Raw genomic sequence first — 11,971 nt, forward strand, 5'->3', positions numbered from 1 at the left:
TGGGGTAAGGCTCCCAGTAGACGACTGGGTTGATAGGCCGGATCTGGAAGCACCGCAAGGTGTGGAGGTGACCGGTACTAATAGGCCGAGGGCTTGTCCTCAGTTGCTCGCGTCCACTGTGTTGGTTCTGAAACCACGAACGGCCCCGCGTCCGGTCACGGCGTGGTGCGGCAGGAGTTCGACAGTTTCATAGTGTTTCGGTGGTTATAGCGTGAGGGAAACGCCCGGTTACATTCCGAACCCGGAAGCTAAGCCTTACAGCGCCGATGGTACTGCAGGGGGGACCCTGTGGGAGAGTAGGACGCCGCCGAACAAAAATTGAGAAAACCCCCGTGCCATTCGGCACGGGGGTTTTCTGCGTTTAGGCTCATAGTTATGCGCTATGACCTCGTGATCTTCGACAATGACGGTGTCCTCGTCGACAGCGAACCCATCTCCAACCGGCTCCTGGCCGCCTATCTCACCGAGTTGGGGCACCCGACCTCCTACGAGGACTCCCTTCGCGACTACATGGGTTCTGCCATGCACCGGATCCACGACCTGATCCAGGAGAGGACCGGCCAGAAGCTTCCGGATGACTTCGATGACGTCTTCCATGCGCGTGTCTTCGCGGCGTTCGAGCGGGAGTTGGAGCCGGTTGCCGGAGCCGCCGGTGTGGTGGAGAAGCTGGCTGCTGACGGGGTGCCGTACTGTGTCGCGTCCTCCGGGAGTCATGAGCGGATTCGGGTGGGGCATCGGAAGACCGGGCTGGACCGCTGGTTCGATGACGGGCGGATCTTCAGTTCGCGGGATGTGGGGCGGGGGAAGCCGGCACCGGACCTGTTCCTTTACGCGGCCGAGCGGATGGGAGTCACGCCGGAGCGTTGTGTGGTCGTCGAGGACAGTCCGTTGGGGGTGCAGGCGGCTGTGGCGGCCAGGATGGATGTGTACGGGTTCACCGCGATGACGCCAGCCGGGCGGCTTGCCGGGGCAACGCAACTCTTCAGGGACCTCGGTGAGTTGGCTGACCTGCTCGTATGACGTCGGCATCGGTGGGCGGCTGACAATTGTCATGCAGAGCTCCGGACGATCGTTTCTACTGGAGACCGGGTGCCGGACGCGAAGCTGAGGGCATGACGACGAACACGGTGTCCCAGGGCCAGAGCAGCAACCAGACTCCCAGCGCGCTCGACAACCTCCGCCCGCTGATCGTGGATGTGGCGGTCCCCCTCGGTTCGTACTACCTCTTCAAGGACGCCTTCGGGATGGGCACCTTCGCGGCGCTCGCCTGGAGCAGCGTCGTCCCCGCGGTGCGGACCGTCTGGAGCGTGGTGAAGGAGCACAGGACGAACGGCCTGGCGGGGCTGATCCTCGTCGTCAACGTGGTCTCCCTGCTGCTGAGCTTCGTCTCAGGCGACCCGCGGCTGATGCTCGCCAAGGACGGCGCGGTCAGCAGCACCGTCGGCATCGGCATCCTGGTCTCGGTGGCTCTCGGCCGGCCGATGATGACCGCCGGGATGAAGCCCTTCCTGGTGAAGGGCGACCCCAAGAAGGAAGCCGCATGGCAGCGGCTGGCGTCGGGCCGGGCGGCGGCCTCGGCCGACTTCCTGCGCAAGGAGCGGACGTTCTCCTTGGTCTGGGGTGTGGCACTGCTCGCCGAGTGTGTGGCCCGGGTCGTAGGGGCGTACACCGTCCCGGTGGACACCATGGTCTGGCTCGGCGGGGTCGTCATGGCCGGCGTGATGGTGCTGACCTTCCTCGTCAGCGGTGGGCTGGCCGCCGGGCCGATGGAGGAGATGCTCCGTGCCGAGGCGGAGGCCGAGGAAGCGGCCACTCGGAACGCGGTCGCCGTCGCCGCCTGACCGAGAAAGTGAAGCTGAGGGAAATTCATCTTTGGCTTGATCTACCCACAGGTAGCCCGGGGCCCTACGCTCGCCGCCATGACAGATGTGCTGCGGCGCGGTAGGGCCTCTTTGGCGTTCAGCTTTCTCGCTCAGGGCGCCACCTTTGCCCTTCTGGTGACCCGCATCCCGGCCATTCAGGACCGGTACGGGGTCTCCGACGCGCTGTTGCCCCTCTTCCTGGCCGCCGTGCCGATCCTGGCCGGCGTGGGGAGTGTGACGACCGAGCAACTGGTGAAGCGGATACGCCCCGGTCTGCTGCTGCGGTGCCTGCAGCCCGTGGTGCTGCTGGCGCTCCTCGGCGTCGGGTCCGGGGAGAACCTGGCCGAGCTGGGGATCGCGCTGGGTGCCTTCGGGCTGGCGGTGGGCGGGCTCGACGCCTCGATGAACATGCTCGGGGTGAGCCTGCAGCGGGCGTACGGGCGCAGCATCATGCTCAGTTTCCATGCCGCGTTCAGCCTGGGCGGGATCGTGGGGGCCTCGCTGGCCTGGGTGGGGGCACACTGGCATCTGGCGCTGTGGGTGTCGTATCTGCCGGTCGTCGCGGTGCTGTTGCCGGCCACGCTGATCGGGAGTCGGTGGTACGTCGACGGGGGTGCCTCCGTCGACGTACCGGAAGAGGCGGACGGCCGAGCGCAGGGGCAGTCCGTCGTCTTCAAGCTGCTGTTGCCGCTGTGTCTCGTGATGACCTTCGCGTACATCGGGGACTCGACCGTCTCCAACTGGAGCGCGAAGTATCTGAAGGACGTGCTCGGGAGCTCGGAGCAGCTGTCGACCGTTCCCTACAACGTCTACATGGTGACCACGCTGCTGGGGCGGTCGCTCGGGGACCTCGGGGTGCGGCGCTTCGGGGCCGTGGCGGTGGTGCGGCTGGGGGCGCTGGTGGCGGCGCTGGGGTTCGCGGTGGTGGCCCTCGCGCCGGGGGCGTGGGTGGGGATGCTCGGGTTCACGCTGCTGGGGCTGGGGCTGTGTGTGCTGGTTCCGCAGACCTTTGCGGCGGCCGGACGGTTGTTCCCGCATGCGTCGGATGCGGCCGTCGCGCGGCTGAATGTGTTCAACTACGTCGGCTTTCTGATCGGCTCGCCGCTGGTGGGTGCGCTGGGGGATGCGTGGAGCTACCGCGGGGCCATGGTCGTCCCGATGGTGTTGGTGCTGGTGACCGTGGTCTACGCCAGGTCGTTCGCTCCTCAACCGGACCGATACGGTGGCGGGCATGAGCGGCCGCGCACAGCTGATGTGGGACGAGGCAGTAACGGGCTATGACTTCGGTCCGGACCATCCGATGGATCCGGTCCGGCTCGCCCTGACCAGGCGTCTTGTCGATGCCTTCGGGCTCGAGAAGCAGGTCGAGGTGGTGGCTGCGAAGCCTGCCGGGGAGTCGACCCTGCGGCTCGTCCACCGGGAGGACTACGTCGACGCGGTGAAGGCGGCTTCGGCGGATCCGGAGGCGGCGGACGGGGCGTACGGGCTGGGCACGATGGACGATCCCGCCTTCGCCGGGATGCACGAGGTGTCCGCGCTGATCGCGGGGCAGTCGGTGGGGGCCGCGGAGGCGGTGTGGCGCGGGGATGCGCTGCACGCGGTGAATTTCGCCGGGGGGCTGCATCATGCGATGCCGGGGAGTGCGTCGGGGTTCTGTATCTACAACGACGCCTCGCTGGCGATCGCCCGGCTGCTGGAGCTGGGCGCCGAGCGGGTCGCATACGTCGACGTGGACGTGCATCACGGAGACGGTGTGCAGGCTGCCTTCTGGGAGGACCCGCGGGTGCTGACGATCTCGCTGCACGAGCATCCCCGTACGTTGTTTCCGCAGACCGGGTGGCCGGAGGAGACGGGGGCCGACGCCGCTGAGGGGTCGGCCGTCAATGTGGCGCTGCCCGCCGGGACGGGGGACGCCGGGTGGCTGCGGGCCTTCCATGCCGTCGTACCGGAACTGATCGCCGATTTCCGGCCGCAGGTGCTGGTGACGCAGCACGGGGCCGATACGCACTTCGAGGATCCGCTGGCGCACCTGGCGGTGTCGCTGGATGCGCAGCGGGCTGTGCAGGTCGCCTGCCATTCGCTTGCGCACGAGTACGCCGGTGGGAAGTGGGTTGCGCTGGGTGGTGGCGGTTATGCGGTGGTCGAGGTCGTGCCGCGGTCGTGGACGCATCTCGTGGGGATCGCGGCGGGGCGGGAGATTGCGCCGGAGGCCGTGATCCCGGAGGGGTGGCGGCAGGAGGTGTTCGCGCGGACGCGGCAGTTGGCGCCGGCGCGGATGACTGATGGGCGGTGGCCGGTGTCGTACCCCTCCTGGGAGGCGGGGTACGACCCTGCGGACCGGTTGGATCAGGCTGTGCTGGCTACTCGGCGAGCTGTGTTTCCGCTGCGGGGGTTGCTGGCGTAGGGGTGCCGGGGGCGGGCGCAGAGGGCCGCCCCCGGGCGTCGTGTCAGCTGCAGTGGCCCGAGTCGCCGGCCGAGGCGGTGCCGATGGTGCCGCCCCATGCGACGCAGTAGCCACGGGCGTTGACGTAGACGGGGCCGGCGTAGCTCGTGTACTGGCCGGAGTCCACGGCGGTCCGCTCGCCACTGTCGATGGCCTTGAGGGTGACCTCCATGTGGGTTTTGGCGCCCGTGGTGTTGCGGATGGTCACGGCGCAGTTCTTGCCGGTCGACTCGTTCCAGGTCAGGAACACCTTGCCGGAGTTGCCGACCGGGGTGGAGTCGATGACCTTGTAGCCGGTGCCGCAGGCACCGTTGTACGAGGCGGCTGCCGCCTTGGTGGTGGTGGCCGCCGAGGCCGGAGCGGTGGCGGCGACCGTGCCGCCGAGCGCCAGCACGGTGAGTGCGGCGGCGGTCGTGGCGCGACGGGACAGGTTCATGGTGTTCCCCCTGGTGATGTGTTGGTCGATTTGGTTGGGACGGTTGGTCGTTGCCGTCCACGCATGGTGAGACCAGGGAGCCCCCACGACGGTTGTGGGCCGTTGTGTCGCTGTTCTGTCACCAGTGTCACGGGAGCTGTTACGCCAACTGTGCGGTGTTTGCGCGTTCGTATGCCCCTCCCCGTTCCCGTCCGACACCATCGAGGTGTGTTGAGCACCGGAGCCCTGCGGGCCCATCTCCTGGCCGCCCGTCTCGCCGGGCCCGTGGCCACCTCCCGGGAGGAGAGCCTGCGCAGCTATCGGTTGTTCGCCGCCCGTGACCCGCGCGTGCTGATCGGACTCGATCCAGAATGGACGTGGCGGCAGCGGGATTTGATCGAGCTGATGGCGGACAAATGCGGTGTTTCGGCCGATCCGCAGTATGTCTCCGGCCATGATGTGATCGATCCGGAGCGGACTCTGACCGCTCTGGATGCCTTCGCGGACCGTCTCGCCGCGGCCGCCGAGCGCAGCGCCCCGGTGCTCCTCGGTACCGGTCACCCGCACCGGCTGCTCGGCTTCTACGCTGCCTTGGCGGACGCGCTGTCGGCGGCGGGATGTACCGTCCTCACACCTGCGCATGGTCACTGTGTCGACATAACGACCCGGTTCGGTCTACGCACGTACAACCTTGGCTACGTACAAGGAGTCGCGCTGGTGCGGGAACCCGGCGCGGCTCGCCCCGGTTGTGCGACCGGCGTACACACGCATTCACCGCTCCCGGTTCGTACCGCGCTGGCTGCGGCGGCCGAGGCCGGCGGGCCGCTTCCCGAGCTGGTCGTCGGGGACCACGGTTGGGTCTGCGGGGCAGGTCAGCTGGGGTTCGAGGCCATTGGGCTCGCCGATACGGACGACCCCGCGCTCTTCGTGGGGGAGGCTGAGGGGTCCGTGTCCGTCGTCGTTCCACTTGATGACGCTGTGCGGTCTGATTACTACCGGCCGCTTACCCGCTACGTACTCAATCGAGCGTGTCTGTCACAGTAGGCCAGTGATGGGCATGCGATGGGTGCACCTCTTCCCCACTCGCATCACCCGCCCCTACATTGGGGAGTGAGCACGCAGCGACGAAGAGTCACCGGAAGGGGAAGCCGGTGGCCGTCGAGTGCGGAAGGTTCAGGTGTGTCATGGCTGCTGAGCAGAGGCCTCTGAGCGAGGTTCAGTTCCTTACCGTGGCGGAGGTCGCCTCGGTGATGCGAGTGTCGAAGATGACCGTGTACCGCTTGGTGCACAGCGGTCATCTGCCCGCGATCAGGGTGGGGCGGTCCTTCCGCGTCCCCGAGAACGCGGTTCACGAGTACCTCCGCGAGAGCTACGTGGGGGTGGAAACCGCCTGACGGCGACCGCTCCGGGGGGATCCTCAGGGCACTTCGGGATCTCCCCCGGCACCTCGATTACGACCTCAGCGCTCGGGCGGGTAGGCTGGCCCCTTGTAGGTCGTATGGGCCCATGGCGCCCAGCACCGAGTGATGAGAAGTGAGCGAGGGTAGTCGTGGGCTCTGTTATCAAGAAGCGGCGCAAGCGGATGGCCAAGAAGAAGCACCGCAAGCTGCTCAAGCGCACGCGCGTTCAGCGTCGCAACAAGAAGTAGGCGACGCTCCAGGAGCGTGTTCTGTGGCCCCCCACCGCAACCGGTGGGGGGTCACATGCGTTTGGAGTTCACAGAAGATCCCAGAAGCGCACGGGACCTCGCACAAGGCCCGTGCGTACGCACGTGTTTCACATGGCCTGGTCTGTTCGTATGCCTGTGGATGCCGTCACTTCGTGCATTGGGTGGTCATCACAGCGCAACATCGACCCGCTAGGTTGGCCGCACACGGGGAACGCGGCAGGCTACGAGTACCGGATGGGCTGGAAGGAAGGCGCAGATCTTGGGCAAGGTCGTGCTCGTGACCGGAGTGGCCCGCAGGCTTGGGGGCCGGTTCGTACGACGGATCCAGCGTGACCCGCAGGTGGACCGGGTCGTCGCCGTGGACGCGGTCCCACCCGAGCACCACCTGGGCGGTGCCGACTTCATCCAGGCCGACATCCGGCAGCCCACCATCGCGCGCGTACTCGCCGAGACGGGCGCCGACACGGTCGTGCACATGGATGTGAGCGCGACCGGGCTCGGCAGTGGCAGCCGGACCGCGATCAAGGAAACCAACGTCATCGGCACGATGCAGCTGCTCGGCGCCTGCCAGAAGTCGCCGACCGTGAAGCGGCTCGTCGTGAAGTCCAGCACGAACGTGTACGGGTCCGCGCCCCGCGATCCCGCGGTGTTCACCGAGACGACCCCTCCCAAGTCGCTGCCCAGCGGCGGCTTCGCCAAGGACACCGTCGAGGTCGAGGGGTATGTACGGGGCTTCGCGCGGCGGCGGCCGGATGTGGCCGTGTGTGTGCTGCGGTTCGCGAACATCCTGGGGCCCACGGCCGACACGCCGCTCGCGTCCTACTTCGCACTGCCGGTCCTGCCGACCGTGTTCGGGTACGACCCGCGGCTTCAGTTCGTCCACGAGGACGACGTGATCGAGGTCCTGCGGATCGCCTCGCACGAGCCGGAGCGGGGCACGCTCAACAGCGGCACCTTCAACATCGCCGGCGACGGAGTCCTGCTGCTGTCGCAGTGCTCGCGGCGGCTGGGGCGGCCGACCGTGCCCCTGCTGCTGCCTGCCGTCACCTGGGCGGGCTCCCTGGTGCGTACGCTGGGCATGACGGACTTCTCGCCCGAACAGATCCGGCTGCTGACCCACGGGCGGGTCGTGGCGACGGACCAGATGCGCGAGACGCTCGGATTCAAGCCGAAGTACACGACAGCGGAGACGTTCGCGGACTTCGCGCGCAGCCGGGGACCCGGACTCCTGCCCCCGGAGGCCCTTTCAGGGGCCGTCGACCGGATCGCCGCGCTGCCCGTCCTGGGCGGCGGCCACCCCCCGACGCAGAGCGCGAACTGAGGAGCGCATCAACGATGGCGGATGCCAAGGTCATTCCGTTCGACGACGACCGGTCCCGCGGAAGTGCCGTCCAGCGGCCGCCGCGGCGCCGGAGCGCGGGGAGCCGACGCAAGACCACGGAACCCGCGCTGGTCGGAGAGGTCCAGCCCCTGCCCAGCAGGGCGCGCACGCAGGATGATGTTCCTGTGACGCATGAGGAACAGCCGCCCCAGCGGCCGCAGAACGACGGGGGCCTGGAGCGGCGCGTCGCGAGCGGCCTGAACTTCCTGCGCCGCCGCCTCACCGGCGACTACGAGGTCGACGACTTCGGCTACGACGAGGAGTTGACCGACCAGGTCCTGATGTCCCTGCTGCGGCCGGTGTACGAGAAGTACTTCCGGGTCGAGGTGAAGGGCATCGAGAACATCCCGTCGGACGGCGGCGCGCTGATCGTCGCCAACCACTCCGGGACGCTTCCGCTGGACGGCCTGATGATGCAGGTCGCCGTGCATGACAACCACCCCGCGGGCCGCCATCTGCGGCTGCTCGCGGCGGACCTGGTCTTCATGCTGCCCGTGGTCAACGAGCTGGCCCGCAAACTCGGTCACACCCTGGCCTGCGCGGAGGACGCGGAACGGCTGCTGGGTCAGGGCGAGCTGGTCGGGGTCATGCCGGAGGGCTTCAAAGGCATCGGCAAGCCCTTCGGCGAGCGCTACAAGCTCCAGCGCTTCGGCCGCGGGGGCTTCGTCTCCACGGCGCTGCGCCACGGCACCCCGATCATCCCGTGCTCGATCGTCGGGGCCGAGGAGATCTACCCGATGATCGGCAACGCGAAGACGCTGGCCCGCCTGCTCGGGTTCCCGTACTTTCCGCTGACGCCGACGTTCCCGTGGCTCGGTCCGCTGGGGGCGGTGCCGTTGCCGACGAAGTGGACGATTCAGTTCGGCGAGCCGATTCCGACGGAGGGCTATCCGCCGGAGGCCGCTGAGGACCCGATGCTGATGTTCAACCTGACGGACCAGGTGCGGGAGCAGATCCAGCACACGCTGTACAAGCTGTTGGTGCAGCGGCGGTCCGTGTTCTTCTGACGCGGTGCCCTCCTGCCCGATTCCGGGGTGTGGAGCCGTCGGGCGGAGTCCTGTGCGGCTGTCGGAAGCCTGCGAAGCAGCGCGAGGGCAGCGGATAGGAGGGGCCAAGCTGCTGGTGCAGCGGCGGTCCGTGTTCTTCTGAGGCGGCTTCGGGGCTGGGAGCCGTGAGTCCCTTCGTACGACGACGGGGGCGCCCCTCGGGAGAAGGGCGCCCCCACTGCCGTACGGGCGGACTACTGGTTTGTTTCGCCGCCTTCGATGCCGAGGCCGGGGAGCAGGCCCGGGAGGAGTGGCGGGATCGTCACGTCCGGTTCGGTGGTCGGGGACTTGCTGGTGGACGGGGAAGCGCTGCCGCTGTCCTTGGGCGGGTCGAGCAGGCCGCCGGTGCTGCCGCCGAGCAGGCCCTCGCCGGTGGAGCCGGTCGACTGGCTGGGGCTGCTGGAGTGGCTCTTGCCGGAGGAGCCGCTGCCTGTGCCTGACCCTTTGGATCCCCGGCCGGAGCCGGAGGCGCCCTTGGACGCCGCGCCCGAGCCGTGGTGCTTGCCGTTGCCGCCCCCGTGGGCCGGGGACGGGGGCAGCAGGGACTGCAGCGGGGCGACCTCTTCGTCTATGGCGGCGAACACCGACGACACCTGGCTGCTGACGTCCCCGAGCTGGACCGGGAGCCTCTGGCGGAGGGCGCCCCAGACCTCGCGGTGCGAGCGGGAGAACGCGGACAGGGCCTGGATGGGGCCCAGGGACCCGGGGTCGCGCTCATACGCCTCGTGCAGCAGCCGGTGGCCCTCGGACGCGTCGCGCGTCATGCCCGACAGGGTGCGACGGATCTCGCCGACGGACTCGTGGTCGAGGTGGCCACCGTTGCGGCCGCGCTCCATCAGGCGGCGGGCCTCGGCCAGCCGGGTGGAGGCCTGATCGAGGTAGGCCACTCCGCGCTCGTCGTCCCCGTCGGACAGGTAGTTGAGCTTGAAGTCCTCGATGCCGCGTTTGAGTCCGTAGAGCGAGTCGCCGGGCAGGGCGTCCGAGCTGGCGGCGGCGACTCCGCCGAAGGCGCCCGCCGCGACGCCGACGCTGAGCCCGCCCGCGGCCAGGCCCTTGGTCAGCCGTGACCGTGGTCGCAGCTTGCCCAGTGGGCTCGCCCGGTGTCCGCCGCGGGAGCGCTGCTCGGGCAGCGCGGTGTCCGCCGCCCCGCCCCCGGCGCCCTGCTGCACCATGGCCTCGAACGCGGCCACCAGCTGTGCCCGTTGGACGACCTTGACCTCAGGGTCCAGCTTCGGTCTGGGCAGTTCGCCGAGACCATCCGCGAGGGCCAACAGACGGCCCTGCTCGGTCTGTTCCGCAGCAGCCGGGGCCGGGGTCGGTCCTTCGGACTGCTCGGCCGCCGTGCCCTGGTCCGGCTGCTCCTCCAGGGCCTGGGCGAAGGCGTTCGCCCGCCGGTGTGCCGATACGTTCGCGATCACTGGCGGCACCTCCTCTCGTGATGACGGTCGACTCCCCAGGGGGTCCTGAGGGTTGCACGCTCTGACCACATCCACACGATCGAGTGATCGGAGACGGCCAGGGAGTGACCACAGGGAGCCTGCATCCCGCACAACGAGTGTCTCGGCACTTGGGTTACGGACGACGGATGATCGGATCGGGAAGTCAACGGACTTTCACTGACAGCTAGTTGGGCATCACTGAGCGTGTACCGGGTGTGTTCTGTCCGGGCCCGGTGGGTGCCGGGTGTGTTCAGTGCGGTCCGTGCTCCCGGGCTCTCCGCGCTTTCAGGGGTGTCCGGGGTGCCCGGGGTTTCGTGGGTTGCGCGCCTTCGGTGCGTTCCGTCAGCGGGCGTCGTCCGGGAGGAGGCGGGCCAGGGTGCGTACCGCTCGGTACTGGAGGGTCTTGATGGCGCCCTCGTTCTTGCCCATCACGCGGGCGGTCTCGGCGACGGAGAGGCCCTGGAGGAAGCGGAGCGTGACGCACTCCTGCTGCTGGGGGTTGAGGCGTCGTACGGCGTCGAGCAGGGCGGCGTTGGAGAGGGACTCCAGGACGGAGTCCTCGGGGGAGCGCTCGACCTCGTTGGCGTCGAGCATCTCGCCGGTGGTCACCTCGAGGCGGAAGCGGCTCGACTTGAAGTGGTCGGCCACGAGGTTGCGCGCGATCGTGACCAGCCAGGCGCCGAAGTCGCGGCCCTGCCAGGTGAAGGTGCCGATGCGGCGCAGGGCGCGCAGGAACGTCTCGCTGGTGAGGTCCTCGGCGGTGGCTTTGCCGCCGACGCGGTAGTAGATGTACCGGTACACGGTGTCGCTGTACTGGTCGTAGAGACGGCCGAAGGCGTCGGCCTCGCCGGCCTGGGCGCGTTCGACGAGGTCCATCATCCGGGCGCTGTCGCTGTCCGCGGCAGGGCGGCGGGTGGTGGTGGTGCCGGCGGCGCGGCTGCGTCTGCCGACGGCGGCGGTGCTGCCGTCGGCGAGGGCGTAGCACGGGCCGACGGGGGTGCTGGTTACGGCTAGGGCGGGGACGGCGTACGCGGTGGGGACGAAGCCGCGCAACAGGTCTTGGACCGTTGCGCGCAGCGTAGCCAGGCCCGAGGCGTCAACCCCGACGTGTGGGTACACGGGACTCCCAGAGGCAGAGCTTCCATCACGTGCAGTGCGGGACCTTTCACCCGTCGTAGCGACGGAGGGGTACCGGTTTGCGTCTGAGGAGAATAACGCTTCGTGCAGGCGCTGCTACACCCAGTTGCTCAAATCATCGATTACGTCGCTTCTGTAACCGATTGGCGGCCTATCAAGTGTCCTAGCCTGACTGGTTGTTGATCGGAATGGGTCGGGTTTCGAGTGGGAACGGGGCGTGTTGTGGCCGTGTGCAGCCAATGCGACTGGACAGGGGGTGTGGGGGTAGGTCCGTGGGGATTGGCGTGTTCGGGGCGAGGTTGGTTGCGGTGTGATCAGAGGTGGTGCGGATGTTGGTGTTTTCTCGCCCCCGCCGCCCCTACCCGTCCCGTCCCCAGGGGCTGCCGCCCCTTCGACCCCGGCGGGGACCGCGTCCCCTGCACCCCTCGTGGGGCTCCGCCCCTGCGCTCCGGTTGGGCCCCGCACCCCGTCGGGGCCCCGCACCCCGTCGGGGCCCCGCACCCCGTCGGGGCTCCGCCCCGGGCCCCGTTCGGCCTGAACGGCCTCGTCCTCGAACGCCGGACGGGCCGGAGTGTGCGC

General features: G+C 68.7%; 12 protein-coding genes and 2 rRNA genes. 11 read left to right on the forward strand and 3 right to left on the reverse strand.

The window, feature by feature from the left end; genetic code table 11:
- The 6 genes from LJ657_RS49355 to LJ657_RS20610 all read left to right on the forward strand — a co-directional run.
- Nucleotides 1-101, forward strand: a 23S ribosomal RNA gene (locus tag LJ657_RS49355); the annotation flags it as partial.
- A 95-nt stretch (nucleotides 102-196) separates the two neighbouring features.
- Nucleotides 197-313 (forward strand): 5S ribosomal RNA (rrf, locus tag LJ657_RS20590).
- Nucleotides 314-375: 62 nt separating this feature from the next.
- Nucleotides 376-1,020 carry an HAD family hydrolase gene (locus LJ657_RS20595; RefSeq protein WP_232650199.1) on the forward strand — a complete coding sequence of 215 codons (645 nt, stop codon included), beginning with the start codon at nucleotides 376-378 and terminating at the stop codon, nucleotides 1,018-1,020.
- A gap of 92 nt (nucleotides 1,021-1,112) precedes the next feature.
- Nucleotides 1,113-1,841 carry a VC0807 family protein gene (locus LJ657_RS20600; RefSeq protein WP_232650201.1) on the forward strand — a complete coding sequence of 243 codons (729 nt, stop codon included), beginning with the start codon at nucleotides 1,113-1,115 and terminating at the stop codon, nucleotides 1,839-1,841.
- 78 nt (nucleotides 1,842-1,919) lie between these two features.
- Entirely contained in the window at nucleotides 1,920-3,143 is a 1,224-nt protein-coding gene (locus LJ657_RS20605; protein WP_232650203.1) for an MFS transporter, read from the forward strand.
- The gene (locus LJ657_RS20610; protein WP_232650204.1) at nucleotides 3,094-4,266 is read left to right on the forward strand and encodes an acetoin utilization protein AcuC; all 1,173 of its coding nucleotides are present in this window, start codon (nucleotides 3,094-3,096) and stop codon (nucleotides 4,264-4,266) included. Before LJ657_RS20605 ends, LJ657_RS20610 begins: the two co-directional genes overlap by 50 nt.
- Before the next feature lie 43 nt (nucleotides 4,267-4,309).
- On the opposite strand, the gene LJ657_RS20615 is transcribed toward LJ657_RS20610, so the two are convergent.
- Complete coding sequence (locus tag LJ657_RS20615; protein WP_232650206.1) at nucleotides 4,310-4,741, reverse strand: spore-associated protein A; 432 nt, start codon at nucleotides 4,739-4,741, stop codon at nucleotides 4,310-4,312.
- 207 nt (nucleotides 4,742-4,948) lie between these two features.
- Between LJ657_RS20615 and LJ657_RS20620 the strand changes: the two genes are divergently transcribed.
- The 5 genes from LJ657_RS20620 to LJ657_RS20640 all read left to right on the forward strand — a co-directional run bounded on the left by LJ657_RS20620 (nucleotide 4,949) and on the right by LJ657_RS20640 (nucleotide 8,777).
- Nucleotides 4,949-5,764, forward strand: a complete 816-nt coding sequence (locus LJ657_RS20620) for a phosphatase (RefSeq protein ID WP_232650208.1) — start codon at nucleotides 4,949-4,951, stop codon at nucleotides 5,762-5,764.
- 140 nt (nucleotides 5,765-5,904) lie between these two features.
- The gene (locus tag LJ657_RS20625; protein WP_016437488.1) at nucleotides 5,905-6,114 is read left to right on the forward strand and encodes a helix-turn-helix domain-containing protein; all 210 of its coding nucleotides are present in this window, start codon (nucleotides 5,905-5,907) and stop codon (nucleotides 6,112-6,114) included.
- Between the two features lie 155 nt (nucleotides 6,115-6,269).
- A complete protein-coding gene (locus tag LJ657_RS20630; protein ID WP_003948845.1) occupies nucleotides 6,270-6,368 on the forward strand; it encodes a 30S ribosomal protein bS22 in 99 nt (32 codons plus the stop codon).
- A 280-nt stretch (nucleotides 6,369-6,648) separates the two neighbouring features.
- Complete coding sequence (locus LJ657_RS20635) at nucleotides 6,649-7,710, forward strand: NAD-dependent epimerase/dehydratase family protein (RefSeq protein WP_232650210.1); 1,062 nt, start codon at nucleotides 6,649-6,651, stop codon at nucleotides 7,708-7,710.
- 14 nt (nucleotides 7,711-7,724) lie between these two features.
- Nucleotides 7,725-8,777 (forward strand): lysophospholipid acyltransferase family protein, encoded by a 1,053-nt coding sequence (locus LJ657_RS20640; protein ID WP_232650212.1) that lies wholly within the window; start codon nucleotides 7,725-7,727, stop codon nucleotides 8,775-8,777.
- Between the two features lie 233 nt (nucleotides 8,778-9,010).
- On the opposite strand, the gene LJ657_RS20645 is transcribed toward LJ657_RS20640, so the two are convergent.
- Complete coding sequence (locus tag LJ657_RS20645) at nucleotides 9,011-10,234, reverse strand: DUF5667 domain-containing protein (protein WP_232650213.1); 1,224 nt, start codon at nucleotides 10,232-10,234, stop codon at nucleotides 9,011-9,013.
- A 363-nt stretch (nucleotides 10,235-10,597) separates the two neighbouring features.
- A complete protein-coding gene (locus LJ657_RS20650; RefSeq protein ID WP_232650214.1) occupies nucleotides 10,598-11,374 on the reverse strand; it encodes an ECF subfamily RNA polymerase sigma factor, BldN family in 777 nt (258 codons plus the stop codon).
- Nucleotides 11,375-11,971: the final 597 nt, after the last annotated feature.

It is taken from the genome of Streptomyces guryensis (assembly GCF_021261325.1).
In the GTDB taxonomy this organism is placed as follows: Bacteria; Actinomycetota; Actinomycetes; order Streptomycetales; family Streptomycetaceae; genus Streptomyces; species Streptomyces guryensis.